Below are 25588 nucleotides of genomic sequence, written 5' to 3'. Positions count from 1 at the left end.
TCTCCGCTCGAGACGAACCCGCTCAACTTACTGCGGCTGTCAACGACTGGCTGTGACCAGTCGGCTGAGAACGGGAAGCACGCTCCGCAGGTCGTCGCCGTCCACCGTGACCGTCGCTGCTGCCCGTGCTCCTGCCGAGGCGTTGAACGCCACGCTCAACCCCACGGACGCGAACAGCGGCAAGTCGGACCTGCTGTCTCCGACGGCCGCGCATGCATGGGGTGCCAGCCCGAGGTCTCGCACTTGCGCGAGGGCGAAGTCTCGCTTGTCGTACTCGTCGAAGTGCCGGGCGACGCGACCTGTGAACCGGCCGTCGGCTGTCTCCAGCCGAGGGCCGCTGAAGGCGTGGAAGCCGAAGCGGTTCGACAGGCAACTGCCGACCGTTTCCCAGGCCAGGGTTGCCAGCACAGGCACCAGCCCGTTCTGCCGGCACCAGTCGACGGCCTCCGTGATGCCCGAGACCAGGGGAAGCCCGCCGAGCCAGTCAGCGACCAGCTCTTGGCGCACACCCGCCCAGCCCGCCGCATCCAGTTCGGAGACTTGCCGATTGTCCAGGGCGCCGGCGGCATAGCCGTCCTCTGCCTTGGCCAACTCGTCCCGATGGCCAAGGAAATCGGCCAGGAAGACCGCCGAACTCGTGCGTGGCACAAGGGTGCCGTCGACGTCGAAGAACACAGCGCCTACATGATCGGAAGAGGACACCGCCCAAGAATGCCACCGCCATGCGAAACGCCGCACCAGGGCGTGTACGTGCTTTCGGTCAGCCGAAATCCGAGGTCGTCGGCATCACCACGACGTCTCGTACGCAGACACGCTGCGGTTGCTTCCAGCAGAACAGGATGATGTCGGCGAGCTGGTCCGCGCCGATGAAGTCGGGGTTGCCGAGCCGCTCGCAGTACTCCTCGAAGCTGATGCCCATCTCGGCGTGGATGTCGGTCCTGACGAATCCCGGCGCGACATTGATGACCCGGATGTTGTTCGCGGCCTGGCTCTTCTGCAGCGAGCCCGCGAGTGAGCGCAGCGCCGCTTTGCAGGCGTGGTAGACCTCGCCGTCCGGGCCGGGCACTCGGTCGCCGATCGAGCTCACATTGATGATCGTGCCGCTCTTGCGCGCCTTCATGGTGCCGAGAACCACGCGGATGCCGTTGAGTACGCCCTTGAGGAGCACGTCGACCTCGTAGGACACATCCGCCGGGGCCCGGGTCTCCAGCGGGCCGATCCTCAGGAATCCCGCGCAGTTGACGATGCATTCGGTCGGCCCGTAGCGGGCTTCCGCCGCCTGGACCGCCGCTTCGAGCGCGGCGTAGTCGGCGACGTCGACCGCCGCAGGCATGATCTGATCGGAGTGCGGCCCGTCGAGTGGCGTGGGATGCCGCGACACCAGCAGCAGGGGATGCTGCTCCGCCGCGAAGGCCGCCGCCACGGCCCGGCCGATACCGTGGCTGGCACCGGTCACCACGACGAGTGGTTTCGACATCAGACCCTCCGCGCGGGGGTGCAGTCCGTGACTGGGCAGTCTCACACGCCCGGGCCAAGGACATCGGCGCCGCGCCACAGTCCGCGTGAGACTTCAGCCATACCGCCGGACGACGGCGTATCCGCGGCAGCTCGGCGGCGAACGCCGTCCTGATCGGCCACGGCTCCCCGACGGACCGGCGCACGTGCCGGTCGCCGCCCACGACCGCCCGTCGCCCAGGCCCACCCGTGGCCCACGCCCGCCCGTCGCCCACGCGGCGATCCGCGCGCACACCCGCCGCTCATCCATCGGCTCCGCGACTGGTGTCGATGACGCAGAAGCGATTGCCGTCGGGGTCGGCGAGTACGACGAAATCGGGGTCGTCCGGATAGAGGTCCCAGTCCACACGCCGCGCGCCCAGCGACAGCAGCCGCTCGACCTCGGCGCTCTGGTCGGCCGCGTCCCCGGCGTACAGGTCCAGATGGACGCGCGGATGTTCCTGTACCGGCGTCTCGCTGAAGCCGAGCGACAGCTGAGGGCCGGGCCCCTCCGCCGGCACCAGCACCACCCAGTCGTCCTCCATCTCATCGCGCGGGACGTACCCCAGAGCCTCCATCCAGAACGCGGCCGCGCGCGGCACATCCGAGACGCCCAGCACCACGGATCCGATTCTCAGCATGAACCGATTCTCAGCATGAACCGATTCTGGCGAACGAAAGCATCATCAACAGCACGTGCAGGCGTACAAGCCGAAGCCGCATCTGCTCGACTACGCCACCACCAAGGGCGCCATCGTCACGTTCACCCAGGGCCTCGCCGCCCAGCTGGCTCCCCGGGGCATCCGCGTCAACGCCGTGGCGCCCGGCCCGGTATGGACGCCGCTCATCCCCGCGACGCTGCCCGACACCAGCGAGTTCGGGAAGCAGTCCCCGCTCCAGCGCCCGGCGCAGCCCGCGGAGATGGCGCCCGCCTATGTCTTCCTCGCGTCCGATGAGGCGAGCTACATCACGGCCGAGATCCTCAACGCCACGGGCATTGTCCCGCTGCCGTAGTGCGGCCTGCCGTAGTCCGGCGCCCGCCTCGCACTGCCGTACGAGGTTCGCCGCCGACGGGGCAGGGCACTCGTGCGCCGTGGTATCCACGGCGCCGGATCACCGCATCCGTCTCCCCGTCCTGCGAGCCGCACTGCTCAGACAGACGTTCGTTCACTGGCGTTTCCCGCCGGACGAAGTTCAGAGGCTGCTGCCCGACGGCCTCGTCGTGGACGAGTGGGACGGCGCGGCCTGGGTCAGTCTCACGCCGTTCCTCATGGCGGGGGTACGGCCGGCGTACGTCCCTCTGGCACCGGCCCTGGCCGCTTTCCCTGCGACCAACCTGCGCACCTATGTGCGGTGGCTGGGCGGGCGGGACGGGGTGTGGTTCCTGTCCAGCGAGGTCGCCAACCCCGTGATGCTGGCCGCCCGCCTGGTCGGCGCGCCGTACCACTTCGCCGACCTCAGTGTGACCACGGCGGATGACACCATGTCCTACGTGGGCACCCGGCGGGGCGGCAGCCCCTTCTACCGCCTGGTCGTCCGCCCCGGTCCGCGGATCAGCCCGTCGGAGCTCGACATCTGGCTCTGCGGGCGCTGGCGCGCCTACACCTGGCGACTGGGGACGGTCTTCGAGATTCCGATCCGGCACGACCCGTGGGCGCTGAGCAGCGCCACTCTGGAGGACCTGACCGAGAACCTGATCACCGCAGCGGGCCTGCCGCCGCCCGGCGGTGAGCCGCTCGTCCACTATTCCCGGGCCGTGGGAAACGTCCGCCTGGGGCCGGCGCGCCCGGCCTGGTTGCAGGACCTCATGTCCAGTACGTGACACCGGATGCCCGGAAAGTGGTACCCGACCTCGTCCCAGGGCCCCCGAGGCGGCGACGGACGCTCCGATTCGGCAGCAGACCGGCAGGGAACCCGGACCCCGTTCGGAGAAGGTAGGTGATCCCCGTGCCAGGCCGTGAAGAGCTCCCTTCGACGCTGCGGCGCTCGCCCGAGGACGCGCAGCGCACCTGGATCAAGGCGCACGATTCCGCCGTGGAGACGTACGGGGAAGGCGAGCGGTCCCACCGCGTGGCTTTCAGCGCGCTGAAGCACAAGTACGAGAACGTCGACGATCACTGGGAGCGGAAGGAGAAGGGCCGCAAGGGCCCGTCCGATCCCCGTGCCGCAACGCCCAGCGGGCAGAAGGCCCGCAGCGGTGAGGGTGTCGACGAACAGGCGTCGAAGCAGCGGCTGTACGAGGTGGCCGGCAAGCTGGACATCGAGGGCCGGTCCCGTATGAGCAGGGAAGAGCTGCTGGACGCCATTCGCAAGGAGAACCGCTCGCGGACACGCAAGGCGCGCGAGCGCTGACACAACTGACCGCGCTGACACCGGTGAAGGCCCGTGGCCCGGGCTGCTGGGCCGGCGGCCCGGGCCACGCTCCAACCACCAGCGAGGAACCTGCCAACCGAACCACGAACCGAGCCGACGAACCGGGCCGCAGACGCCGTCAGGGCCGGCGCCAGGAGTCGTTCTCCAGGTGGGACCCGGCCTGCGGGCCCATGCGGAGCATGCCGCCGTCCACGACCCAGGACGCGCCGGTGACATAGCTCGCAGCATCGCTCGCCAGGAAGGCGATCACGGCGGCGACCTCGCGGGCGTCGCCGGGCCGTCCGAGAGGTACGCCCGGCCGCCGCTCCGTCCGGACGTCCGTGTCCTCCTGACCCGTCATCGGCGTGGCGATCTCACCAGGTGCCACGGCGTTGGCGCGGATGCCGTGTTCGGCCAGTTCCAGCGCCATGACCTGGGTGAGCAGTCCGAGCCCGCCCTTCGCTGCGCAGTACGGCGCGGCGCCGACGCGCGGCTGATGCTCGTGGACGCTGGTCACGTTGACGACGGCGCCGCCGCTCCCCTGACGGATCATGCGGCGGGCCGCTCGCTGCGCGCACAGGAAGGGGCCGACGAGGTCGACGTCGATGACCTGCTGCACGGTGGCGTGGTCGAGGTCCAGGAACGGGGTCATGGTGCCGGTGCCCGCGTTGTTGACCAGCACGTCGATGCGGCCGAGTCGGTCGGCGAGACGGTCGACGGCCTCGGCCGCATCGGGTAGCTGGGTGAGGTCCATCTGTTCGAGTTCGGCGCGGCGGCCGAGTTCGCGTACCTCGGTGGCCGTTCGTTCCGCGCCTGCCAGGTCGCGGTGCCAGGTGATGCCGATGTCCATGCCGTGCGCCGCGAGGCGGACGGCGGTGGCGCGGCCGATTCCGGAGTCCGCGCCGGTGACCACCGCGACCCGGGTCACGGCTTCGCCAGTGGCCTCCGGCGGGCTCGTGTCGCTGGGGCTCATCCTTCCACTCCCGTCGCATGGTGCGGCGCACCCACGGGTTTGAACGTCGGGCGGCGCCCCGGCGAGTTGGGCGACGTGGACGGTCTGGCCGCCCGCGGTTCACACCGCCGAGGCCCGCGAGTGGGCTGGCGTGCTCCGAGACGAGCGCGATGGACAGGCCGCCGGCCCGGTCGTTGGGCGGACATTCCTCAGGTCGTTACGCAGGTGGTCGTTATGCAGGTCGTCATTGCGCGTCATCAGCGGGTCACCTCCTCCATCAGCCGCTCCCAGTCGTTCAGGAAGCGCTTCAGTCCGTACCGGTCGAGGGCCGCGCGGCGAGCCCGCGCTCCGGCCTCGGCCGCGGCTTGGGGATCGTGCAGATAGGTCCGGGCGGCCTGGGCGAGGACGTCCGGGCGCGTCGACAGCACGCCGGCGCCGGGCGGCACCGCATCGACCGCTTCGGTCGTGGCGAGGGCCACGACGGGCATCCCGAGGTGCATGGCCTCGAGGAGGGAGAGTCCGAGCGAGGTCCAGCGCACGGGGTGCAGGTAGAGGCGGCGCTGCGCCATGGCCGTGTGCAGCTGCGACTGCGGGAGGTCCTGAGCACGGCAGCGGTCGGGGGGCAGTCCGAGATGTCCGGCCAGCCCTTCGGTCCGCATGCCGAACACGTCGAGGGGCGCCGCCTCGCTGAGGGCGGGCAGCAGGTCGGTGCCGGTGTAACGACCGCGCCGTACGGGTTCGTTGACGACGACGGCGGCGCGCTCGAGCCGCCCCGTGTACTGGTGGCCGGGGTCGACGATGCCGTGTTCGATGACGGCGGTGCGGGTGCGGCCGTTGTCCCAGAAGAGACGGTTGAAGTGGGTGACGTGCACGAGGACGAGGTCGTCGCGCTCGGCGCAGGGGTGGCGGGTCTCGGGGACGTTCCGGTCCGGTGCGTCGTGCTCTAGGTAGATGGCCGGCACGTCGCGTCCCGGGCGGCGGCCGCCGAGCCAGCGCTCGGCCAGGGCGGCCTCGTGCGGCCGTTGCAGGATGACCAGGTCGACAGGCGTGTCGCGCAGTTGTTCCGGGGCGATTTCAACGGCGGAGGAGGGCCAGGAGAACGTACGGGCCCGGCCGCGGCCTTCCGGCCCGCGGTCTGGCAGGACCGGCAGCAGGTAGGTGTGCGGGCCCTGGACGAACGCCGTCGTCCAGGAGGCGCGCACATGCCAGATCAGGATGTTCATGCGGTCACCTCCGGATGGCTGCCGGACCGCCTTCCGCCGCCACCAGCGAGGTGACGGCATCGAGCACGTCCGCATCGGTCACCGAGTCGAAGCAGGCGTGTTCCGGTACCGGGCAGACGCGGGCGCGGGTGCCGGCGCACGGCGCGTCCTGCCGGCCCAGCAGGACGTGTGGTACGCGTTCGGCCGGTACGACGGGCGCGAAGTACGCGACGGCGTCCGGGTCCTCGGGCCTGAGGCCGGCCTGGCGCAGACACCACGAAGCCGCTTCTCCGGAAGTTCCCAGGCGGAGAACGGCACGGGTCGCTTGCCCTGCTTGCGCCGCATGAACCGCTCCTCCTCCGCGGCTGCGACGGTGTGCTGGTCGATGACCAGTGCGGCGGCCGGGTCGTGGAAGAGAGCGTTGATGCCGAGAACGCGCATAGGGGTGCCCTTTCGGCGGCCCGGTGGCCGCGGTCAGTCACTGACGGCGTGAGGGGCGGCGGGCGGCTCGGCGGATCAGCCGACCGTCTGCCCGCGGTACCAGCCGATGGTCCGGGCAAGGCCCTCGTCCGCGGAGATCCGCGGCTGCCACTGGAGCTTGTCGCGGGCGAGCGTGATGTCCGGGCAGCGCACGGCCGGATCGTCCGCGGGGCGCTCGATGAAGCGGATGGTGGAGTCCGATCCCGCCAGTTCGATGATCTTGTACGCCAGGTCGAGCATGGTGATCTCGTCCGGGTTGCCGATGTTGACGGGTCCGGGCAGATCGGATGCGGCCATGGCGAGGATGCCGCGCACGGTGTCGTCGACGTAGGCGAGGGAGCGGGTCTGCCCCCCGTCGCCGGTGACGGTGAGTGGCTCGCCGGCCAGGGCCTGGCGGACGAAGGTGGGCACCGCGCGGCCGTCGTACCCGCGCATGCGCGGGCCGTAGGTGTTGAACAGCCGCACGATGCCCGTTGCGGTGCCGTGCACCCCCGCCTCAGCTGTGGTGAGCGCCTCGCCGAAGCGCTTGGCCTCGTCGTACACGCTGCGCGGACCGACCGGGTTGACGTTGCCCCAGTAACTCTCACTCTGCGGATGCTGTCGCGGATCGCCGTACGCCCCTGATGTGGAGGCCAGCACGAAGCGCGCTCCGTGGCGGCGGGCGAGCCGCAGTGCGTTGCGGGTGCCGAGACTGCCGGTCTCGAGCGTGTGCAGCGGCAGGCGCAGATAGTCGGCGGGCGAGGCCGGGGACGCGAAGTGCAGGACGAGGTCGGTGTGCCGTGCGATGTCGAACGGCTCGGTGACGTCGGCCCGCAGCAGGCTGAACTCCGGTCGGCCCGCGAGATGGGCCACGTTCTCGGGCGTGCCGGTGCAGAAGTCGTCGACGCAGGTCACAGCGGTTCCCTCGGCGATCAGTGCCGTGCACAGGTGCGAGCCGACAAAGCCTGCTCCACCGGTGACCACGGCGTGTTCCCAGCGAGGCGAGGGTGCAGCAGCCATGGAATCTCCCTCCGGCGACGGTGACTCAGGTGCCCTTGCCCTTGAAGATGGCCTGCTGGACCTTGTCCGGTCCGTCGAACTCCTTCTCCCGCAGATGGGAGATCGTGTCGACGACCTTCTGGTCGGCCTTGTTCTTCCTCGCGAGTTCGGTCAGGTGTTCCCGGTCAGTGGGGTAGCTGGCGCCTTTCAGGGCTTTCTGCAGCTCGGTGGGGTTGATCTCGGCCATGACGTGCCTCCGAGAGTGCGGATGGTGCGCCGAGCGGAGCCGTGAGGTTCCGCTACGCGCTGTTGCGTTCCGCCGAGTACCCCCGCCTCTGTCATGAAATCACGCTTCTGCCACTTCTACCCCTTAGGCCACTTTTGCCCCTTTTTCCAGGGAGTTTTCGTGCGGGTGTTCGTGGAGGTGGTAGACGGCGAAGGCCCGCCGGATGACGGGCTGGGCGACGTTGCGGACCCGTATGCCGCCGCTGGTGATGCCATGCTCCGTGCCCTGGTGGGCATGCCCGTGGACGGCCAGGTCGGCCCCCGCCTCGTCCATCGCCTCGGCAAGCAGATAGCTGCCGAGGAAGGGGTAGATCTCCAGTGGCTCGCCAGCCAGGGTGTCCGGCACAGGCGAGAAGTGCGTGAGTGCGATGCGGAAGGCGCAGCCCGCCTGCTCGAGCTGTTCGAGGGCGGTGCGAAGACCGTCCGCGCAGCTTCGGGTGCGGCGCACGAAGGACTTCATCTCCGGCTCGCCGAACTCGCTGCCGCAGCGCCCGGCGAAGCCTCCGCCGAACCCCTTGGTTCCGGCAACGCCGACCAGTGCGCCGCCCACCTTGAAGACGGCGCCTTCGCCTTCAAGGACGGTCACGCCCGCGTTGCGCAGGATGGCCGTGACCTCCTCCGGTCGCTCGTCGTGGTGGTCGTGGTTGCCCAGCACGGCGACCACCGGCACCGGCAGCCCGGCCACCTCGTCGGCGACGACCTGCGCCTCGTCTGGCTTGCCGTGGCGGGTGAGGTCTCCGGCGAGCAGCAGCAGGTCCGCGCACTCGTGCAGGGTGTCGAAGGCCGGGCGGAACAGTCCGCGGCTGTCCTGCCCCATGTGGATGTCCCCGACGGCCGCGACCCGGATCATGAGATCTCCTCGGTGTGGTCTGGAGCAGAGGCGTCGGCCAGCCCGATGTCGGCCCGTACCGGCAGGTCCGGCAGCTCTTCGGCGGCGAGGCGGAGGATCGCCTCGCGTTCGTCCGCGGTGGGCGCGGTGCCGGTGATGTGGATGGCGTCGCCCCGGGCCTCGATGCGCATGCCGAGCTCGGCCAGCTCCTCTCCGACGAGCCGCTCCTGAAGGTGGGCGATGCGGTACTCGGTGTTCCGCGCCGTCGCGCCGGGCTTGCCGGCAGCGGCGTCAGGTCCGGTCGCCATGGCCGTCCTCCTCCGGCTCGATCACGTTCAGGCGTTCCAGCAGATACAGGAAGGCGTCGGGCATGGGTTCGTCGCGGCACTCGCTCCGTATCCGCGACCAGTCGATCTTCTCCCGCAGGGTCCGGGCGATCGGCAGCACGGCACCGAAGTCGCAGTGGTGCTCGGTGAACGCCTTGAGCCGCCCGAGGAGCATGTCGGTCGCGGTCAGGACGGGCATGCGGACGGACTCCACCATCAGCTCCTCGGCCCTGTTCAGCAGTTCACGGCTCACCGGATGGCGCGCCATCTGGAAGATCAGGTCGATGTGCTGGCCCCGGCAGCGGGCCTTGAGCAGCCAGTCCTCCGGCGGTTGGAAGACCTCCAGGCCGGCCTTGCGGAGCGTGGCGGCGACGGCCTCGGCATCCTCCGGCAGCACGCAGAAGTCGACGTCGTGCTGGAGCGTCGCCGGGCCGCCGTGGGCGTACGCCGCGACGCCGCCCGCCAGCGCGAAGGGGTGCTCGCCCGCCTTCAGGAGGCTCGCGACCTCCTTGGCCGCCTCGAGGATGGCCTGCGTGCGGTCCGGGGGCAGCTCGTCGACGTCCGGGCCGGCGTTGTCGCCGCCTGCACGGCCTGCGTCCCGTACCTTCATGGCGTCACTCCCGTACATCGATCGTGACTTCCGTGGCTCGGGTCCATGTCGTTGCGGTGTCCGGGTTTCAGGGCCAGGACAGTTCGCTCCGCGGAACCACCACGAGCTCCGGCACCTGCAGCTTCGAGGTGTCCGCGTCGGGAAAGCGCCCTTTCTCCGCCTCGTCCCGGCGGACGTCCGCCACCGTCACGGCCGCGCCGGCTGCCGCCAGGCACCGGGTGATGAACGCGCCGAGGCCGCGGGCACCGCCGGTGACCAGCGCATGACGGCCGCCGAGACCGGGCCGCTCTCCGCTCCCGAGTGGGCGCCGGGCTCCTGCTGGCTCCGCGCCCGCTCCCGCGCGCGAGCGCCCGGACGGGGCTCCTTCGGGTCCTTCGAGGACTTACGGCTCATGGCGTGCTCCTCACGTACGACGCGTACGACCGGCACGCAGCACGTACGAACGGCCGGTACGACCAGCCGTCGAGTTGCCCGCGGGCCGGTCTTGAAACGGGACACAGGCAGGCCGGCGCCTGACCCGTCCCTCACCATCTGTCGGCCCGGAGAATCCGGGCCCGGATACTGCAGGCATGGGGTTCGTCGTCTTCATGACCCTGCCCGGGCTGGTCATCCTCCTGACCTTGCCGGCCTTCGCCGACCAGTTGCTGCTACGCGCCGGACGGGCGGGCCTCCTGCCGTGACGGAACGGCGCGCGGCAGGGCCGATCTCGGCGACGGGTTCGAGCAGCTGCACGTCCGGGAAGCAGAACGAGCTCAAAGAGCGGCAGTCGGCGCTGGTCATGCGGGACGACGAGGAGGACGGGCACCGCCGAACCGGACGACGGTCGACCTGGAGCGCGGGACGGCGGTCGCTGCTCGAACACAGCACCATGGACCCGGCGTTCGGCGACCACGCCGAGCGCAGTCCGCAGCGGCAGGTGATCGCGCACCCGGTGATGAGCAGCGACGAGGTCTGTTCGGCACGGCGGGCTGCCGCCCGCCGACTACGCGTGGCGCTGTCCGCTCTGCCGGGCCCGCTCCACGTAGCCGACCAGTTCGCGCATGCCCTCCGCGGGCCACGGCAGGCTCCGGCTGATCTCGTCGCTGTTCTGCCGCCACATCGTCCGCGCAGCGGCCTTCGTCCCCTCACCCATGCCGCCGGCGGCATGGAACCGGTTGCCCAGTGCCTCCCAGCGGCCGGCCAGCGCCTGCACCTGCGGGTCGTCGACAGGCGTGTCGTCCTGTACGTGCCGGAGGAGTTCCTCCACGAGCGCGGCCCATTCCCTCTTGGCCGCTTCGACGCCCTCGGGGCCGAGTCCGGCCCTCCGCTCTGCCAGTTGCTCCCGCTGCTCGGGCGTGAACGAGGTCTCGAACACCGACATCACCTCCAAGGTCGTCATGAAATGGTCCGGATCAGGAATCGACGCGTCGTCGATCCGGCCCAGCAGCCCGTGGATCTGATGCTGAAGCTGCCGAATCCGCTCGGCGTGCGCCTCCAGCCCGCGCAGCTGGGCCGACAGCAACTCGCGCATCGCCACCAGATCGTCCGCCGGGTCCGCGAGCACGTCGGCGATCTCCTCCAGTGACAGCCCGAGGGCACGCAGCGCGCGTATCCGGTAGAGCCGACGCAGATCGGACTCGGTGTAGCGGCGGTGCCCCGAAGCGGTGCGTCGGCTCGCGCGCAGCAGGCCGATCTCGTCGTAGTGGTACAGCGCGCGTACGGTCAGCCCGCTTGCCTGTGCCAGCTCGCCGATGCTCCACCGGCGCCCGGTTCCGTTACTCCCGATCACGTCGGCAACGCTAGAACCTCCCGTCGCGGCAGGTTCAAGAGAGCACCGGATGGCGGCGCCGATGTCCGCCGCCATCCGATGATGCGGAATTGCAGGCTCCAATGAGGTTTCGCGCGGTCGCGCCGGGCAAGAAGCGGGCCGTGAACAATACCCATGGCCCCATGCCCGTAAGCGATCCCTACGGAAGCGGAAGCGGGCACCCCCATCGCCCCGAGAGAGACGGCACCGGAGCAAACCGGGCAGCCCTGATCATCCATACCATCGCAGACATCGCCGCAGCATTCCTGGTCCTGTGGATCCTGCTGTATCTGCTCGACGCCAACGGTGCGAACGTGTTCGTCAGCTTCGTCCACGATGTGGCGGATTTCCTGGCCGGATGGTCCCAGGACATCTTCACCATGGAGACCGAAGGACTGCGGGTGCTGCTCAACTACGGCCTGCCCGCTGTGATTTACCTGCTGATCGGGCACGGCCTGGCCGCGCGCCTCCGTCGCATGTGAGGCGTGGAAACTCCTGCCGCCGTCCTGTCAGACCTCCAGGTCCGCCTCGATCTTCTTCAGCTGGTGCCGGGCCATCGCCAGGTTCGCGCGGCCGGAGTCCAGCACCAGGTAGAGAAAGAGGCCGTTGCCGCCACGCCCCTTGAGCAGCCGGATCAGGTGGTACTGGCTGCCAAGGGTGATCAGGATGTCCTCGATCTCGTCCTGCAGACCGAGGTGCTCCATGGTGCGCAGCTTGGCGCGTACGACGTCGGTGTTGCCGGCTGCCGCGACATTGAGGTCGAAGCTCTTGCCGCCTCCGATCGTGCCCAGTGCCATTCCGCTCGTGTAGTCGACGAGTGCGGCTCCGGTCGCTCCCTCGATCGATGCCAGCGCGTCCTTCAGGGCGGTCTCGGTGTTGGCCATGAGAAATGGGTTCCTTTCAGCGGTTATTCAGCAGTTCTTGCCGTTTGGCTCGGTGGTGTCCCGGCCGCAGGAGGACCTGGGCGGTCATCCGGCCGGAGGTCCTTCGGTCGTCGGTCGTTTGGTGGCCGCGACCCGGCCGGAGGAAGTCCTTGCCGGGAGGGCCCGGCCGGAGGCGGCCCGGGCCGAATCCGTCGGTTCCCCGCCCGCCGCGGCCGTACGGGGGCGTTGGGGTTCGGCCCGGTCCATCGCCGCATCGACCAGCTCCCCGATCCGGATGCCGGCCCGGCGCCCCTCCAGATGCAGTCGGCCGACGTTCACACGGTCGTCGGCCAGCAGCGTCAGTACGGCGGACGAGCCCGCCGCGTACGTCGCCACGTAGCCGTTCACACCGCGGATGAGGAGCTCCCGGAAGTCGCCCCGCCCGGTGGCGTCGGCCATCCGCAGGGCCACCCCCAGCGCGGCCGCGGTGAGCGCGGCAACACCCCCGGGCTCGGCTCCCGGGGTGTCCTGTGCCAATACGAGGCCATCGACGCTGGCCGCGAGTGCGCCGGTCAGCTGGGGCACGCGGGATCTCAACCGGTGCAGTTCGTCGAGGACTTCGGCCTCGGCCGCCATGAGTTGTCTCCTCTCGGCACGCTGTCGCAGCGCGCGGATCACAGGGCCTCCAGTGCGTCTCTGAGGCGGCGCAGCAGGGCGATGTCGGGGTCCCCCTGCGCCTCCACGGGCCAGGCGGCCGCGGTGGCGACCCCCGGCTCCGGCTCCCGGCGAGCGGCCGTCGTCACGATTCCCGCAGCGGCGAGACGGCGGAGGTCGACGAGGGTGTGGAACGCGGGCCGGCCGATGACGGCGGAGATGTCCGACGCCGTGCGCGCCCCGTCCACGTGGTCCAGGACGGTGCGCTGGCGCCGCGGGACGGCCACATCGAGGGGACGCCCGGTCCGTACGAGCGGTTGGGTGTCCGTCGCCGGTTCGGGCCAGATGCGGTGCAGCAGCTCGCGGCGGCGCAGCGTCTCGCGCTCCACCGCGTCGACGGGCACCGGGTGGATGGTGCCGAGCCAGTGCGCGGCTCCGTACCGGAAGCGCCCGGGAGCGCTGGTGGGTCCGAGCGTGAAGAACGCCGCGTCGTACAGCGCCCCGAGGTGGCACAGTTCCAGCGCACCCCGGGGCACGCGGCCGCTGTCCACCAGGAACCGGCCCACGTGCCGCCCCGGCCCCGCCTCCGTCACGGCCTCCCACCAGCTTTCGGGGCGCAGGGCGCCATGGGCGGTGAGCAGGACGTCGAGCCCGGGTGCGGCGGGGCTCTCGGCGTGCACCACCTGACCGTCGGAGAGGAAGAGCGTGCCGCGTTCGCGCATCAGGACGCCGGTCGCCCGCTCGGCGGCGAGCCGGCTGAGCATGGGCGAGACCGCGCGCTGCGCGCCGTCGCGGGCTCTCGCTCGGGTGGCCGGACTCCGCGCGGGCAGGCGGTTGGGAGGAGGTGTCCGCACCGACGTCATCCCAGTACCAGTCGTTCCGCGATCTCACCCAGCCGTATGCGGGCGAGCGCGAGGTTGCCGTCCGCACGGCCCAACCACAGGTGCAGGAAGACGCTGCTGTCGAAGGTCGTACGGACGAAACGCAGGACGTGGTAGCTGTCGCGGTTGCTGACGATCAGGTCCTCGACCGGCGTTTCGCCGTCGGACCAGTCGGAGCCTTCGGCGGGGGCGAAGGCGACGTTCTCCGCCGCGGTCCGGGCGAGCTCCGCCGCCTCCGCCGCCGTGGCCTCGTGGTCTCCGTTGGGCGACTCCCCGACCGTGCCCAGAGCCAGCCCGCTGGTCCAGTCGACCACCGTGGCGCCCCGCGCGCCGGGCAGTCTCATGGCCTCCAGCAGGCACTCGTCGATTCCGGGCACGCCTCGGCTCCCTCCCAACTCAGTGATGTGGATGAGTAATGCAGAAACTACGGAACGTGTGGGCTCTGCGGGGGGATTCTGGCAAATTCCCTTGGAACATGCGGCAGTTGACTAAAGTTGATCGGTTTCCCTAAGGCCTCGGCCGCTCGGACTGTCCGGCGGCGACAGAGGCGAGCCGCTTGGCGTGCGCACGCCACATCAATGGATACGTCACTGGCATGACCCTGTAACACTCCTGACCGAAGCTCGTGGGGCACTTCCGGTCCCACCAGCAACTCACCCCCCACGTGGCCGGGTTGACAGAACCGACGCGCCCCGGCCGCCCCCGAGCCGCGGGCTGCGGGTGAGGAGAAATCTGATGGCTCAACAGGCATCCCGCCGCGACTTCCTGAGATCCGTCGGGGTCGCGGGCGGCGCCGGAGTGCTCTACTCGGCGATGGGCGCCCTGGGTCTGGCGCCGGTCCCCGATGTACGGGCGGAGGAGTACCGGGCGCCCCAGCGGGGCGACTTCGCACTGACGGGACGGAGCGGCAAGAAGGTCCTCATACTCGGCGGCGGCATAGCCGGCCTCGCGACGGCCTACGAGCTGGGCAAGGCGGGCTACGACTGCAGGATCCTGGAGGCGAAGGACCGCCCGGGCGGCCGCAACTGGACGGTACGCGGCGGCACCACGCTGACCGACCTGGACGGGCGCACCCAGACGGCGTCGTTCTCCAAGGGCCAGTACATGAACGCGGGCCCGGCCCGGCTGCCGCAGTCGCACGTCACGCTCGAGTACTGCCGTGAACTCGACGTACCACTCGAGGTGTTCACCAACCAGAACGCCAACGCGTACATCTACCACGACAACAGCGCCGCCCTCGCGGGCGAGGCGATCCGCTGGCGCACCGCGAAGGCCGACGTCTACGGCTACGTCTCCGAGCTGCTCGCCAAGGCCACCGACCGGGGCGCACTGGACCAGGAGCTCACCGCCGACGACAAGGAACGGCTGATCACGTTCCTGCGGAACTTCGGTGCCATCAAGGGCAAGGCCGACGGCTACGCCTACACGGGCTCCGATCGGCGCGGCTACTCGGTCGAGCCGGGTGCGGCCTTCGAGGAGGGCACGGTGCTCGGCCCGGTGCCGTCGCTGTCGGACGTCATCGCGAGCGGTGTCGGCCAGCGCTTCTCGTTCGAGTTCGGCTACGACCAGGCCATGCTGATGTTCCAGCCGGTGGGCGGGATGGACGCGATCCCGTACGCGCTGGCGAAGGCGATCGGCCAGGACCGGATCACGTACGGCGCCAAGGCGCTCGAGGTGAACGACCTCCAGGACGGGGCCGAGGTCACCTACGAGGACGCCCAGGGCCGCACGCGCACCCAGCGCGCCGACTTCGTCGTGGCGGCGGTCCCTCCCATGGTCATGGCCCGGATCAAGCACAACCTGGGCACGGACATCACCGCGGCGCTGAAGTACCCCGTCCCCAACCCCGTCGGCAAGATCGGACTCGAGTACCGCAGCCGCTGGTGGGAGACCGACCAGCACATCTACGGCGGCATCACGCCGACGGACATGGACCTGGCCACCATCTGGTACCCCTCGTACGGCTACCAGGGCCGCCGTGGCACGCTCATCGGCTACTACAACTTCGGGGCCAACGCCGTCGCGTACAGCGACCTGCCGCATGCGGAGCGGCTGGAGCGGGCGCTGAGCCGGGGCGTGAAGATCCACGGCGAGAAGTACCGCACCGAGCTCGACCAGTCCTTCAGCGTGGCCTGGCACCGCACGCCCCACATCGAGGCCGGCTGGGTGGGCTGGCCCTCGCAGAGCGGCCCGGAGTACGCGGTGCTCAACAAGCCCGCGGGCCATGTCTACTTCGCCGGCGACTGGCTCAGCCATGTCATCGCCTGGCAGCACGGCGCGTTCACCTCGGCCCGCAAGGTCGTGACGGACATCCACGAGAGGGTGATGGCTGCGTGAAGCGGTCTTCGAAGGTGCTGATCGGTGCGGCCCTGACCGGTTCGCTCCTCACGGGCGGCACCGCGCTGGCGGGCGCCCAGGGCTGGTGGCCCGGCCCGAAGGAGGTACGGGTCATGCTGCCCGACGGCCAGTCCAACCCGGCGATCGCGAACGGTGTGGCGACCGGCGGTGAGGTCGCCGTCTACCAGAGCAGCGGCCTTGGGCCGTCCGCGCTCAACCCGTCCGCGCCGGAGGGCACGCCCGAGCGCTACACCGACCCCTCCCTCACCGAGGGCGCCCAGGGCGTCACGGTCACCGAGGCGCAGGCGCTCGTGGTGCTGCGCAACATCAAGACGAACCTCGAGGCCGCGGGCCTGACACCGGCCGACGTCATCACGATGAAGTGCTACCTGATGAAGCCGCCGGGAGCCGACAGTGCGGACTACGCGGGCTGGAACCGCGCGTACCGGCAGTACTTCGCCAACGTCGACCTGACGTCGGACGAGGTGGTCCCGGTACCCATGGGCACCTCGCCCGCGAAGCCCCCGCTGCTCGCCAACAAGGCCCGCCCGGCCCGGGCCACGATGGAGGTCGCCTCACTCGCCGTGAAGGGGTGGCTGGTGGAGGTCGAGGTGACGGCGACGTACAAGAAGCGCTGATCAGCGCAGTCCCCTGCGGGGCGGAGCCCATGATCGGGCCCCGCCCCGCACGGGCGCGTTTGCGCATGTGCAGGGTTCCAATAGGGTGCTGGTGGGAACTCGTGTCGACGTCACCATGAGGGCGAAGGTGGTGGGCACGATGGAGTTGCCGCTGGTAGTAGGCGTCGACGGATCGGACTCCAGCCTCCGTGCCACGGACTGGGCCGTCGATCACGCGTTGCGCCATGGACTGCCGCTGCGCCTGGTCAACGCCTCCCTCTGGGAGCGCTACGAGATCGCGGCCGCGCAGGACAGCGGGAAGCGTCCGTCCGGGCAGGTGCTCGCCGAGAACATCGTCGCGGCCACCGCCGAACGCGCCCGGTACCGCAATCGCGATCTGAAGATATCGACCGAGGTGGTGCGCGAGGATCCGGTGCATGCGCTGCTGCAGGCAGGGGAGGACGCGTCCGCGCTGGTCCTCGGCTCGCACGGGCGCGGCGAGGTCGCCGACCTGCTGCTCGGCTCGGTCGGCCTGGCGGTGGCGGCGCGCGCACACTGCCCGGTGATCATCGTGCGCGGCGACGACTTCAGCGTGCACTCCGGGCACGGGCACATCCTTCTCGGTGTCGGTGACCGCTCCGCACCGGCGGCCGTGCAGTTCGCCTTCCGCGAGGCCGAGGCGCGCCGCTGCACCCTCGACGCAGTACGTGCCTGGCGCACCCCGGCCCTCGAGACGCTGGAACACCCCCTCGAGGCAGCTGCCGGTCACCCTCGCCTTGCCGCCGAGCACGACCGCCTCCACGAGAGCCAGGCGTCGGCCCGGCTCGACGAGGCGCTACGGGAGGCCGCCCGGGAGCATCCGGGGGTGCGGGTGCGCCGCGCCACCGTCGAAGGCCCGGCCCGCAAGGTGCTGGTGCGCCGCTCGGCAGCGGCGGACCTCCTGATCGTCGGGGCCCAGCGCCGCCCGGGGCATCTGGGTCTCCAGCTCGGTGTGGTCGGCCATGCGGTGCTGCACCACGCCGAGTGCCCGGTCGCCGTCGTACCTCAGCCGGCGTGACGCCTCCGAGAAGGGAATGCGGCCATGCGACAGAGCGGGACGGTCGGGTTCTGGCGGTGGCGGCGCAATCCGCTCAAACGCCGCTCCGACGTCGTCGAGGCATGGGTGGTCCTCATCGTCGCCGTGCTGATGGTGTTCGGCCTGCCTCTGATCGGTGTACTGGCCGGTCTGCGCGTCGACAGCGAACTGCAGCACCAGCGTGTGGAACGGCAGCACACCACCGCGGTGCTGGCCGAGGACGCGAGCGCGTGGCAGGCGGGCAGGTACGTACGCTTCCAGGCGACCGTGCGGTGGAGGGCACCGGACGGCTCGGAGCACACGGCGAAGGCGGACGTCGGGCCGGAGAGCCGGGCCGGTTCCACGATCTCGATATGGACCGACGGGAAGGGCGGACTCACCGGCGAGCCGCCCACCGAGGCCCAGGCCGCGAGCGCCTCCGCCCTGGCCGGAGTGCTGACGGTGGCCGGGGCGGGCGCGCTGGTGCTGGGTGCGCGCTGCATCATGCAGATGTGCATCGACCGGCACCGCGCCGTCGCGTGGGAGCAGGAATGGGCCCGTGTCGGACCGCAGTGGGGCACGCGGCGCGCCTGAGAGCACGACCGCCCGGCGGCAGAGGCGGCCGTCAGAGCCCGGCGAACACAGGTGCCAGAGCCATGCTGAGTCGCTGAAGCCAATCCTCTGCCGATCCCTGCACCCCGGGGTGGTCTGCACGAAACGCCGCCCAGTCGGTCTCCTCGAACTGCACCGTGTCCAGGCGGAGATCATCCGGTCCGGTGTGTACGGCGGGGTGGCGGAGAACCTTCCGCAGGAGCCGTGGCGAGAGCTTCGTGTGATCGTCCTCGGCCAGAAGGACGGCATCGTAGAGGTCCTTGCACTGCGCCGTGTCTCCGGCTGCGCCGTCGGCGTGCAACCACAGGATCTTCCAGGCCAGTGAGAGTTCCCGGCTCGCTGTCCGGACGACCGGCGGCGGGCCACCGTCCCCTCGGGGCACCCTCGTCCACACCGGGGGCTGGGGAAGCCTTTCGTCCAGCGCGAAATCGAGCTGCACCTCACCGGGAGACAGTGCCTCCGCCTGCCAGGGAATGACGACGCGGATCCCGGCGGTGTCGTACCCGCTGTAGGCGTACGCCCAGTTGCCGTCCTGCCGGGCGGCGTCCGCGTCGAGCACCACTCCCGGTGCCGCTTCCGGTTGCCGCCGCACCAAGTCGATCAGGTCGTCATACGCAGGGACCGACTCCATCGGGTCCGGGGCGATGTCCCAGCGGAGCCCCTCCGGTGGAACACGCGGCCGCGTTCCCTGGGTCTCGAATTCTTCCTCGCCGTCCTTCCAGATCTCGTACTGCGCTGCGCCGTCGGCGGCTTCCGGCCACTGCTGTATGACATCCATCCGCTCCAGATGCGGATAGGGATGCAGAGGATCGATGGGTATGGCCAGTTCCGGCAGGACCACGAAGTCGAGGTCGCCGGGCTCGCGTGCCGCGCTCCCCGCCCACGCGGACATGACCATGCTGCCGCGCAGTACCAGACTGTCGCTCCACGGAGCATCCGCGATGAGGCTCAGCACATGGTCAAGGGCGGCGCGGCGCGCTGTTCGCCGGCGGACTGCACTCTCCACGTCGGGGAAGTCTCGCACGGCTGCTCCGGTTGCCGTGCCCCGGGAGTCCGTCCGCCGGCCGTCCGCCGCGGGGGCGACGACCGGCGGCTCCGGACGACGCCCCACGGCAAACAGCAAGCCGGGTCAGCGGGCTCCGGAAGCGGATGTCAGACCTGCACGCCCGGTACGCCGTCCTCGACCACGACACTGGCCCGCGTGCTGATGGGCGCGCCGGGCCTGGTGACGTACGGCAACACCCGGAAGTCGCTGGTCCAGCGCTCCCGGTCGACGTGGACGCGCACATAGCCGCGCTGGCTGTTGAAGAGCTTCATGTGCGGGTTGGCCGCCAGGAACTGCTCGCCCTGGGGCGTCATGTCGGACCCGTCACCGCCGCTGGTGACGGACGTGCCGACGAACTCGCTGCCCACGGTGCGGGATTCGGGGTCCGCGAAGTCCCTCTTGAGGTCCACGGCGTAGTTCTGGTGGCGGTCGCCGGTGATGGCGACGAGGTTGCGTACGCCGCGTGCGTCGGCCTCGGCGAGCAGCCGGTTGCGCTCGGCGACATAGCCGTCCCAGGGGTCGAGCCAGACGAGGGTGTCGGGGCCCGGGTCGTGGTCGGTCTGCCCCATCGGGGCCTGGTTGCCGAGGATCTGCCAGCGGGCGGGTGAGTGGCTGAACCCCTTGAGCACCCAGTCGCGCTGGCGCCCGCCGAGGAGGGTGCGGTCGGGGTCGAAGCGGTCGGTGCAGGTCGCGGACATGCCGTCGCCGCAGGGCTGGTCGTCGCGGTACTGGCGGGTGTCGAGCATCGTGAAGTCGGCGAGCCGGCCGTAGGCAAGCCTGCGGTACATCTGCACGTCGGGACCCTGCGGCAGCTGGGTGTGGCGCAGCGGAGCGTGCTCGTACATGGCCTGGAAGGCGGCGGCCCTCCGCTGCATGAAGGTTTCGGGGTTCTCGTTGTTCTCGGAGATCTCGTCGGCCCAGTTGTTCTCGACCTCGTGGTCGTCGAACGTCATGATCCACGGGAAGCGGGCATGCGCCAGCTGGAGCGGCGCTTCGGACTTGTAAAGGCCGTACTGGAGGCGGTAGCGGGCGCGATCGACGGTCTCCGTGTGGAACTTGGGATCGGTGGTCACGCCGCGCTTGTTGGTCTTGACCCCGTACTCGTAGATGTAGTCGCCCAGGTGCACGACGAGGTCCAGGTCCTCGTCGGCCATGTGCTCGTAGGCGGTGAAGTAACCGTCCTGCCAGGCCTGGCAGGAGGCGAAGGCGAACTTCAGCTCGCGGGGATCGGAGCCGGCGGCGGGGGTGGTTCTGGTACGGCCTACGGGCGAGACCTCGCCGCCCACGCGGAAGCGGTAGTAGTACTCGCGGTCAGGCTCCAGGCCGCCGATCTCCGGGTGCACGGAGTGGGCGAGTTCGGGCGTGGCGACGGCGCTCCCCCGGCGCACCACCCGACGGAACCGCTCGTCCGCGGCCACCTCGTAGTGGACGCGCACGGGCGTGGCGGGCATGCCGCCCATGCCGTCCTCCGCGAACGGGTCGGGCGCCAGGCGCGTCCACAGCACCACGCCGTCGGGCAGCGGATCACCCGACGCAACGCCGAGCGTGAAGGGGTTGCCGGTCAGCGCCGGGGCGGCGTACGCGGAACCCGCGCCCCACGCACCCGTACCGAGCATCAGGGCGGCGGCACCCGCACCGCCGTAGCCGAATATCTGCCGCCGGGACACAGGACGTACGACCACAGGGTCCTCCTTGGCTGTTCGTTGCGAACCGCCAGAACCCTCGTGTCCGTTGATGTCATGTGCACGCCTGAGGCGTGACCGATTGCGGAGGAATACATGAACAGGACAGCTATCCCGGGGACAGCTGTCCCGCCCGGCTGCAGGTGCTTCCGCGGCCGTGGCGGCCGCTCGGGAGCGCTCAGTTCAGGGGCGCTTGGTTCAGCAGCGCTCAGTTCAGGAGCGGCCGCCTCCGCGGTAGAGGTCGAGTTCGCCGTCGAGTTCCACGGCGAGTACCGTCGCGTGCTCGTCCAGGTCGGCGGCGGCCGGAGCATCGATCCACAGCACGCCGGGCGCCTCGTGGAGGCCACCGATGACCTCGTGGCCGAGTTCGGTGCCGGTGCCGAGCACGTTCACGCGCCGTACGGGCGTGCGCAGGCCGCGTACGCCGATGGGGCCGCGCGGGATGTCGAAGACCGTCAGGTAGAGGGTGCGGCCGTCGGCCGACAGGGTGCTGGGGCCGTAGTGGTGCCCGGCGGGCAGGCCGCGGACCGTGCCGTACACCGCGTCCGCGTGCCTGGCGATCCAGGCGCCCAGGCCATCGAGGCGCTCGGCCTGTTCGGCCGGGATGGTGCCGTCCTCCTTGGGCCCTACGTCGAGGAGCAGGTTGCCGCCCGCCCCGATCGTTTCGGTGAAGTAGCGGATCAGCTGGCCGGTGGACTTGTGGTTGTGGTCGTGATGCTGGTAGCCCCACGAGTCGTTGATCGTCAGGCACAGTTCCCACGGGCCTTCCGGGGGCACGATCGGCACGCCCTGCTCGGGTGTCGCGTAGTCGCCGTAGCTGAGCATCCGTGCGTTCAGTACGCAGTCGGGAACCTCGGAGCGGATGAGCTCGGCCAGCTCGCGTATGCGCCACTGCTCCTCGGTGCGCTCCCACTCACCGTCGAACCAGAGGAGGTCGGGACGGTAGCGGGTGCAGAGTTCACGGACCTGTCCGTCGCGGTAGTCGAGGTAGCGCGACCAGGCCTCGAGGTCCTCCTGTTCCTTGGGGACTTCGGCGTACGGGTTGTTCTCCTGCTCGGGTGGCCGGCCCTCGTAGCGGGTGGAGGCGTAGTCGGGGTGGTTCCAGTCGCTGTGGGAGTAGTAGAGGCCGACCTTGAGGCCCTGCTCGCGCAGGGCCTCTGCGTAGGGGCCGACCAGGTCGCGGCCCGCCGGTGTGTGGCGGACGACGTTCAGGTCTCCCAGGGCGGTGTCCCACAGGGCGACGCCGTCGTGGTGACGGCTCGTCAGCACGGCGTAGCGGGCTCCGGCGCGCGCGAACAGCTCGGCCCACTCCCGCGGGTCGTACTTGGCAGCCGTGAAGCCGTCGAGCTGCGCCATGTACTGGTCGTGCGGGACGTCGCCCTCGAAGAACGACCACGACTCCTGTACGCCGTCGACGGCGTAGATGCCCCAGTGGATGAAGATCCCGAGCTTCGCGTCGGGGAACCACGGCTCCATGGGCATGCGTCAGCCCTTCCTGAAACGCAGTGTGAGGACCTGGAACGGGCGCAGGCTGACCGTGACGGTGCCGTCGCTGCCGGTCGTCAGCGGCTGCGCGTCGGCGAGCGGGCGCTCCAGCAGGTCGGTGACCGTGGCGCCGGTGTGCGGGAAACCGGGGCGCACCGTGGTGCGGGTACGGCCGCCGAGCGATTCGTAGAGGCGCACGATCACGTCTCCGGAGCGGTCGTCGGCGAGCTTGACCGCTTCGACCACGGCGGCCGGGCCGTCCGCGGTGACGAGCGGTTCCACGGCCGTACCGCTCTCGGCGACGCGCAGCGGCAGGTTGAGCGCGTACCCCTCGGCGATGGCGTCCTCGACCGTCGCGCCGGGCAGCAGGGCGTACGTGAAGCGGTGCTTGCCCTGGTCGGCCTCGGGGTCGGGAACGCGCGGGGCACGCACCAGGCTGAGGCGGACCGTCGTCGTCGTGCCGCCGTCCTCGCGGGTGGTGCGGCTGACGTCGTGCCCGTAGGTGGAGTCGTTGATGATCGCTACGCCGTAGCCGGGCTCGGCGACGTGCACCCAGCGGTGGCCGTAGACCTCGAAACGGGCTGATTCCCAGCTGGTGTTGGTGTGGGTCGGGCGGTGGACGTGGCCGAACTGGATCTCGGCCGTGGACCGGTCGGCGTGGATGTCGATCGGGAAGGCCGCCTTGAGGATCTTCTCGGCCTCGTGCCAGTCGATCTCGGTCTCGACGTCGATACGGCGGCTGCCGGCGCGGACCGTGACGGTCTGCACGATGCGGGAGCCCTTGCCGAAGGCGCGCTCCACGCGTACGGCGCCGAGCAGCGGGCCGTTCTCGGTGACGGTGACCGACTCGGCGTCGAGGAGGTCGGTGAAGCGGTGCTTGTAGTGCTTGTCGATGTCCCAGGCGTCCCAGTAGTTGGGGAGGTCGGTGTGGAGGCGGAGGAGGTTGCCTGCCGCGCCCGGGGGCAGGACCTCGCGGTCTGCGACGAGGTCTCGTACGGAGGCGAGGGTGCCGTTTTCGGCGAACTCGACTCGGACGAGTCCGTTGTCGAGGACTCCGTCCTCGGTCACCGTCACCTTCTGGGGCGGCTCGGAGTTTCCCAGCGGTGCGGTGCCGCTGCCTGGGACCTCTACGTACGTCGTGGTGCCCTCTGGTGTGCGGATGACCTCGGCGCGGCCGAAGGGGCTGGTGTTGTACGCAATGGCACCCGCCGTCGTGGGCACAGCGTGTACAGCGTCCTCAGTCAGCTGCTCCAGTTCCCGCGCCACGCGCGCGTACTCCGCCTCCGCCTCCCTGTGCACCCACGCGATCGACGAGCCCGGCAGGATGTCGTGGAACTGCAGGAGGAGGACCGTCTTCCACAGGCGGTCCAGTTTCTCGTACGGGTAGGCGTAGTCCGGCGCGTGAAGCGCCGCCGCCGTCGCCCACAGTTCGGCCTCGCGCAGCAGGTGTTCGCTGCGGCGGTTGCCCTGCTTGGTGCGGGCCTGCGAGGTGTACGTGGCCCGGTGCAGCTCCAGGTACAGCTCGCCCGACCAGACCGGCGCGTCCGGGTACTCGGCGCGGGCGGCGGCGAAGAAGTCGTCGGGGTGCTCGACGACGACCTTCGCCGAGCCCTCCAGGTTCGCGAGGCGGCGGGCGCGTTCCATCATCTCGCGGGTTGGGCCGCCACCGCCGTCGCCGTGCCCGAACGGCGCCAGAGAGCGCGTTCCGCGGCCCTTGTCGGCGTAGTTGCGGACGGCGTGCGCCATCTCCCTGCCGGAGAACTCGGCGTTGTAGGTGTCCACCGGCGGGAAGTGGGTGAAGATCCGGGTGCCGTCGATGCCCTCCCACCAGAAGGTGTGGTGGGGCAGCTTGTTGGTCTGGTTCCAGGACAGCTTCTGGGTCAGGAACCACTCGTTTCCGGCGAGCTTCGCGAGCTGCGGGTAGCAGGCGTTGTAGCCGAAGGAGTCCGGTACCCACACGCCCTTGGTCTCGATGCCGAACTCGTCCATGAAGAACCGCTTGCCGTGGACGAATTGGCGCGCGAGTGCCTCGCCGCCGGGCAGGTTGCCGTCGGCCTCCACCCACATGCCGCCGACGGGCGCCCACTGGCCGTTCTTCACGGCCTCCTGAATGCGCTCCCAGACCTTCGGGTAGTTGTCGCGGACCCATTCGTACTGCTGAGCCTGCGAGCAGGCGAAGATGAACTCCGGGTACTCCTTGGCCAGCGCGGTGACGTTGGAGAAGGTCCGGGACGTCTTGCGCTTGGTCTCGCGGATGGGCCAGAGCCAGGCGCTGTCGATGTGCGCGTGGCCGACGGCCGACATGGTGTGGGCGCTGGCGTGCGCGGGCCGCTCCAGGACGCCCTTCAGCAGCTCCCGTACGTCCGCGGCCGTGCCCGATACGTCGTCCAGGTCCAGCGCGTCGAGGGCACGGTCGAGGGCGTGCATGATCTCGTGGCGTCGCGGGTCGTGCTCGCCGAGCTCCAGCATCAGTTCGCGCAGCACCTGGAGGTCCAGGGAGAGGTGCCAGACGTTCTCGTCGAGGACGGCGAGGTCGGCGCGGGCGAAGGTGTAGAGCGGCTTGCGGCCGGCGGTGGTCTTGTCGCCGAGCGGGGTGGGACGGAACCCGTTGGCGAGGATGTCGGGGTTGGAGGCGGCCTCGATGAGGAAGTCGACCTGCTCGCCGCCGGCCGCAGGGTGCGCGATCGGTACGTACTGGTTCTGCGGGTTGACCGCCTTGAGGGGGCTGCCGTCGGGGGTGTGGACGAGGGCCTCGGCCTGGTTGCCCGGCCAGTCGCCCACGAATCCGAGGTCGAAGACGGCCTCGACCCGCTTGCCCGCCCACTCGGCGGGTACTTCGCCGCGGACCTTGAACCAGGTGGTGCCCCAGGGCGGGCCCCACGGGGTCCCCATGGCGAAGGGCTCATACGTCGCGGACTGCGCCTCGGTGAAGGGCACCGGCTCGTCCGGGACCTCCCACGCCTCGACCTCGAAGGGGACGGAAGCGGCGTGGACGGCGGGCTTGATGCGCTGGTCGAGGAGGCGCTCCACGCGCTCTTCTATACGCCGGCGTTCGTCGTGCATG

27 protein-coding genes and 3 pseudogenes are annotated in these 25588 nt (G+C 70.3%); 8 read left to right on the top strand and 22 right to left on the bottom strand.

The genetic code is table 11. The features are described 5' to 3' along the window. Positions 1 to 39 precede the first annotated feature (39 nt). From ABT009_RS04265 to ABT009_RS04255, 3 genes are all read right to left on the bottom strand, one after another. Complete coding sequence (locus tag ABT009_RS04265) at positions 40 to 702, bottom strand: HAD family hydrolase (protein ID WP_351289337.1); 663 nt, start codon at positions 700 to 702, stop codon at positions 40 to 42. A gap of 58 nt (positions 703 to 760) precedes the next feature. Beyond that, positions 761 to 1477, bottom strand: a complete 717-nt coding sequence (locus ABT009_RS04260; RefSeq protein WP_351289335.1) for an SDR family oxidoreductase — start codon at positions 1475 to 1477, stop codon at positions 761 to 763. Positions 1478 to 1757: 280 nt separating this feature from the next. Then, positions 1758 to 2135 (bottom strand): VOC family protein, encoded by a 378-nt coding sequence (locus ABT009_RS04255; protein WP_351289333.1) that lies wholly within the window; start codon positions 2133 to 2135, stop codon positions 1758 to 1760. A gap of 55 nt (positions 2136 to 2190) precedes the next feature. On the opposite strand from ABT009_RS04255, the pseudogene ABT009_RS04250 reads away from it, so the two are divergent. The 3 genes and pseudogenes from ABT009_RS04250 to ABT009_RS04240 all read left to right on the top strand — a co-directional run. Beyond that, positions 2191 to 2508, top strand: a pseudogene (locus tag ABT009_RS04250) (SDR family oxidoreductase); the annotation flags it as partial. Positions 2509 to 2587: 79 nt separating this feature from the next. After that, positions 2588 to 3316 (top strand): YqjF family protein, encoded by a 729-nt coding sequence (locus ABT009_RS04245; RefSeq protein ID WP_351289331.1) that lies wholly within the window; start codon positions 2588 to 2590, stop codon positions 3314 to 3316. A 125-nt stretch (positions 3317 to 3441) separates the two neighbouring features. Continuing rightward, on the top strand, positions 3442 to 3846 hold the full coding sequence (locus tag ABT009_RS04240; RefSeq protein WP_351289329.1) for a ChaB family protein: 405 nt from the start codon (positions 3442 to 3444) through the stop codon (positions 3844 to 3846). Between the two features lie 139 nt (positions 3847 to 3985). Here the strand turns inward: ABT009_RS04240 and ABT009_RS04235 are convergent, their stop codons facing one another. The 11 genes and pseudogenes from ABT009_RS04235 to ABT009_RS04185 form a co-directional block, all read right to left on the bottom strand. Continuing rightward, on the bottom strand, positions 3986 to 4819 hold the full coding sequence (locus tag ABT009_RS04235) for an SDR family oxidoreductase (protein WP_351289327.1): 834 nt from the start codon (positions 4817 to 4819) through the stop codon (positions 3986 to 3988). Between the two features lie 236 nt (positions 4820 to 5055). Next, positions 5056 to 6021: a glycosyltransferase gene (locus ABT009_RS04230; RefSeq protein WP_351289325.1), complete on the bottom strand. Its 966-nt coding sequence runs from the start codon at positions 6019 to 6021 to the stop codon at positions 5056 to 5058. Positions 6022 to 6025: 4 nt separating this feature from the next. Next, a pseudogene (locus ABT009_RS04225) lies at positions 6026 to 6232 on the bottom strand (glycosyltransferase family 9 protein); the annotation flags it as partial. Further along, positions 6224 to 6441 (bottom strand): annotated as a pseudogene (locus ABT009_RS04220) (carbamoyltransferase N-terminal domain-containing protein); the annotation flags it as partial. The pseudogenes ABT009_RS04220 and ABT009_RS04225, both read right to left, overlap by 9 nt. Before the next feature lie 75 nt (positions 6442 to 6516). After that, a complete protein-coding gene (locus ABT009_RS04215) occupies positions 6517 to 7479 on the bottom strand; it encodes an NAD-dependent epimerase/dehydratase family protein (RefSeq protein WP_351289323.1) in 963 nt (320 codons plus the stop codon). Between the two features lie 25 nt (positions 7480 to 7504). Beyond that, the gene (locus tag ABT009_RS04210; RefSeq protein ID WP_351289321.1) at positions 7505 to 7705 is read right to left on the bottom strand and encodes a DUF2795 domain-containing protein; all 201 of its coding nucleotides are present in this window, start codon (positions 7703 to 7705) and stop codon (positions 7505 to 7507) included. A 123-nt stretch (positions 7706 to 7828) separates the two neighbouring features. Further along, positions 7829 to 8593, bottom strand: a complete 765-nt coding sequence (locus ABT009_RS04205) for a metallophosphoesterase family protein (RefSeq protein ID WP_351289319.1) — start codon at positions 8591 to 8593, stop codon at positions 7829 to 7831. Next, the gene (locus tag ABT009_RS04200; protein ID WP_351289317.1) at positions 8590 to 8880 is read right to left on the bottom strand and encodes a hypothetical protein; all 291 of its coding nucleotides are present in this window, start codon (positions 8878 to 8880) and stop codon (positions 8590 to 8592) included. Before ABT009_RS04200 ends, ABT009_RS04205 begins: the two co-directional genes overlap by 4 nt. Beyond that, positions 8864 to 9508: a nucleotidyltransferase family protein gene (locus tag ABT009_RS04195; RefSeq protein ID WP_351289315.1), complete on the bottom strand. Its 645-nt coding sequence runs from the start codon at positions 9506 to 9508 to the stop codon at positions 8864 to 8866. The genes ABT009_RS04200 and ABT009_RS04195 overlap by 17 nt, the downstream gene beginning before the upstream one ends. Before the next feature lie 186 nt (positions 9509 to 9694). Next, positions 9695 to 9901 carry a hypothetical protein gene (locus ABT009_RS04190; protein ID WP_351289313.1) on the bottom strand — a complete coding sequence of 69 codons (207 nt, stop codon included), beginning with the start codon at positions 9899 to 9901 and terminating at the stop codon, positions 9695 to 9697. A gap of 589 nt (positions 9902 to 10490) precedes the next feature. Beyond that, positions 10491 to 11276: a MerR family transcriptional regulator gene (locus tag ABT009_RS04185; protein WP_351289311.1), complete on the bottom strand. Its 786-nt coding sequence runs from the start codon at positions 11274 to 11276 to the stop codon at positions 10491 to 10493. 161 nt (positions 11277 to 11437) lie between these two features. On the opposite strand from ABT009_RS04185, the gene ABT009_RS04180 reads away from it, so the two are divergent. Then, complete coding sequence (locus ABT009_RS04180) at positions 11438 to 11776, top strand: hypothetical protein (RefSeq protein WP_351289540.1); 339 nt, start codon at positions 11438 to 11440, stop codon at positions 11774 to 11776. Between the two features lie 27 nt (positions 11777 to 11803). Here ABT009_RS04180 and ABT009_RS04175 read toward each other — a convergent pair whose 3' ends face one another. From ABT009_RS04175 to ABT009_RS04160, 4 genes are all read right to left on the bottom strand, one after another. After that, a complete protein-coding gene (locus tag ABT009_RS04175; protein ID WP_351289309.1) occupies positions 11804 to 12178 on the bottom strand; it encodes a roadblock/LC7 domain-containing protein in 375 nt (124 codons plus the stop codon). Between the two features lie 84 nt (positions 12179 to 12262). Next, positions 12263 to 12793 carry a roadblock/LC7 domain-containing protein gene (locus tag ABT009_RS04170; RefSeq protein ID WP_351289307.1) on the bottom strand — a complete coding sequence of 177 codons (531 nt, stop codon included), beginning with the start codon at positions 12791 to 12793 and terminating at the stop codon, positions 12263 to 12265. Positions 12794 to 12831: 38 nt separating this feature from the next. Then, positions 12832 to 13575 carry a transcriptional regulator gene (locus ABT009_RS04165; RefSeq protein ID WP_351289306.1) on the bottom strand — a complete coding sequence of 248 codons (744 nt, stop codon included), beginning with the start codon at positions 13573 to 13575 and terminating at the stop codon, positions 12832 to 12834. A 95-nt stretch (positions 13576 to 13670) separates the two neighbouring features. Beyond that, positions 13671 to 14069, bottom strand: a complete 399-nt coding sequence (locus ABT009_RS04160) for a hypothetical protein (RefSeq protein ID WP_351289304.1) — start codon at positions 14067 to 14069, stop codon at positions 13671 to 13673. A gap of 358 nt (positions 14070 to 14427) precedes the next feature. On the opposite strand from ABT009_RS04160, the gene ABT009_RS04155 reads away from it, so the two are divergent. The 4 genes from ABT009_RS04155 to ABT009_RS04140 all read left to right on the top strand — a co-directional run bounded on the left by ABT009_RS04155 (position 14428) and on the right by ABT009_RS04140 (position 18294). After that, positions 14428 to 16029, top strand: a complete 1602-nt coding sequence (locus tag ABT009_RS04155; protein ID WP_351289302.1) for a flavin monoamine oxidase family protein — start codon at positions 14428 to 14430, stop codon at positions 16027 to 16029. Continuing rightward, on the top strand, positions 16026 to 16667 hold the full coding sequence (locus ABT009_RS04150) for a Rid family hydrolase (RefSeq protein WP_351289300.1): 642 nt from the start codon (positions 16026 to 16028) through the stop codon (positions 16665 to 16667). Before ABT009_RS04155 ends, ABT009_RS04150 begins: the two co-directional genes overlap by 4 nt. A gap of 139 nt (positions 16668 to 16806) precedes the next feature. Beyond that, complete coding sequence (locus tag ABT009_RS04145; RefSeq protein WP_351289538.1) at positions 16807 to 17703, top strand: universal stress protein; 897 nt, start codon at positions 16807 to 16809, stop codon at positions 17701 to 17703. A gap of 24 nt (positions 17704 to 17727) precedes the next feature. Beyond that, entirely contained in the window at positions 17728 to 18294 is a 567-nt protein-coding gene (locus ABT009_RS04140; protein ID WP_351289298.1) for an Rv1733c family protein, read from the top strand. A gap of 31 nt (positions 18295 to 18325) precedes the next feature. Here the strand turns inward: ABT009_RS04140 and ABT009_RS04135 are convergent, their stop codons facing one another. The 4 genes from ABT009_RS04135 to ABT009_RS04120 all read right to left on the bottom strand — a co-directional run bounded on the left by ABT009_RS04135 (position 18326) and on the right by ABT009_RS04120 (position 25587). Further along, positions 18326 to 19318 (bottom strand): nucleotidyl transferase AbiEii/AbiGii toxin family protein, encoded by a 993-nt coding sequence (locus ABT009_RS04135; RefSeq protein WP_351289296.1) that lies wholly within the window; start codon positions 19316 to 19318, stop codon positions 18326 to 18328. Positions 19319 to 19464: 146 nt separating this feature from the next. Next, a complete protein-coding gene (locus ABT009_RS04130) occupies positions 19465 to 21039 on the bottom strand; it encodes an alkaline phosphatase D family protein (protein ID WP_351289294.1) in 1575 nt (524 codons plus the stop codon). A gap of 213 nt (positions 21040 to 21252) precedes the next feature. Continuing rightward, positions 21253 to 22521 carry an alpha-L-fucosidase gene (locus tag ABT009_RS04125; protein WP_351289292.1) on the bottom strand — a complete coding sequence of 423 codons (1269 nt, stop codon included), beginning with the start codon at positions 22519 to 22521 and terminating at the stop codon, positions 21253 to 21255. 3 nt (positions 22522 to 22524) lie between these two features. After that, positions 22525 to 25587, bottom strand: a complete 3063-nt coding sequence (locus ABT009_RS04120; RefSeq protein ID WP_351289290.1) for an alpha-mannosidase — start codon at positions 25585 to 25587, stop codon at positions 22525 to 22527. Position 25588 lies beyond the last annotated feature (1 nt).

This window comes from Streptomyces sp. NPDC002896 (assembly GCF_040295225.1).
Taxonomy (GTDB): domain Bacteria; phylum Actinomycetota; class Actinomycetes; order Streptomycetales; family Streptomycetaceae; genus Streptomyces.
Note: the sequence above shows the minus strand (reverse complement) of the source record. Positions and strands in the feature narration are given on the sequence as shown.

What these genes read in the sequence shown, in the direction of transcription:
- ABT009_RS04260 (WP_351289335.1), bottom strand. Translation starts at nt 1,477, where the DNA reads ATGTCGAAACCACTCGTCGTGGTGACCGGTGCCAGCCACGGTATCGGC.
- ABT009_RS04255 (WP_351289333.1), bottom strand. Translation starts at nt 2,135, where the DNA reads ATGCTGAGAATCGGATCCGTGGTGCTGGGCGTCTCGGATGTGCCGCGC.
- ABT009_RS04235 (WP_351289327.1), bottom strand. Translation starts at nt 4,819, where the DNA reads ATGAGCCCCAGCGACACGAGCCCGCCGGAGGCCACTGGCGAAGCCGTG.
- ABT009_RS04230 (WP_351289325.1), bottom strand. Translation starts at nt 6,021, where the DNA reads ATGAACATCCTGATCTGGCATGTGCGCGCCTCCTGGACGACGGCGTTC.
- ABT009_RS04215 (WP_351289323.1), bottom strand. Translation starts at nt 7,479, where the DNA reads ATGGCTGCTGCACCCTCGCCTCGCTGGGAACACGCCGTGGTCACCGGT.
- ABT009_RS04210 (WP_351289321.1), bottom strand. Translation starts at nt 7,705, where the DNA reads ATGGCCGAGATCAACCCCACCGAGCTGCAGAAAGCCCTGAAAGGCGCC.
- ABT009_RS04205 (WP_351289319.1), bottom strand. Translation starts at nt 8,593, where the DNA reads ATGATCCGGGTCGCGGCCGTCGGGGACATCCACATGGGGCAGGACAGC.
- ABT009_RS04200 (WP_351289317.1), bottom strand. Translation starts at nt 8,880, where the DNA reads ATGGCGACCGGACCTGACGCCGCTGCCGGCAAGCCCGGCGCGACGGCG.
- ABT009_RS04195 (WP_351289315.1), bottom strand. Translation starts at nt 9,508, where the DNA reads ATGAAGGTACGGGACGCAGGCCGTGCAGGCGGCGACAACGCCGGCCCG.
- ABT009_RS04190 (WP_351289313.1), bottom strand. Translation starts at nt 9,901, where the DNA reads ATGAGCCGTAAGTCCTCGAAGGACCCGAAGGAGCCCCGTCCGGGCGCT.
- ABT009_RS04180 (WP_351289540.1), top strand. Translation starts at nt 11,438, where the DNA reads ATGCCCGTAAGCGATCCCTACGGAAGCGGAAGCGGGCACCCCCATCGC.
- ABT009_RS04175 (WP_351289309.1), bottom strand. Translation starts at nt 12,178, where the DNA reads ATGGCCAACACCGAGACCGCCCTGAAGGACGCGCTGGCATCGATCGAG.
- ABT009_RS04170 (WP_351289307.1), bottom strand. Translation starts at nt 12,793, where the DNA reads ATGGCGGCCGAGGCCGAAGTCCTCGACGAACTGCACCGGTTGAGATCC.
- ABT009_RS04165 (WP_351289306.1), bottom strand. Translation starts at nt 13,575, where the DNA reads ATGCTCAGCCGGCTCGCCGCCGAGCGGGCGACCGGCGTCCTGATGCGC.
- ABT009_RS04155 (WP_351289302.1), top strand. Translation starts at nt 14,428, where the DNA reads ATGGCTCAACAGGCATCCCGCCGCGACTTCCTGAGATCCGTCGGGGTC.
- ABT009_RS04145 (WP_351289538.1), top strand. Translation starts at nt 16,807, where the DNA reads ATGGAGTTGCCGCTGGTAGTAGGCGTCGACGGATCGGACTCCAGCCTC.
- ABT009_RS04140 (WP_351289298.1), top strand. Translation starts at nt 17,728, where the DNA reads ATGCGACAGAGCGGGACGGTCGGGTTCTGGCGGTGGCGGCGCAATCCG.
- ABT009_RS04125 (WP_351289292.1), bottom strand. Translation starts at nt 22,521, where the DNA reads ATGCCCATGGAGCCGTGGTTCCCCGACGCGAAGCTCGGGATCTTCATC.
- ABT009_RS04120 (WP_351289290.1), bottom strand. Translation starts at nt 25,587, where the DNA reads ATGCACGACGAACGCCGGCGTATAGAAGAGCGCGTGGAGCGCCTCCTC.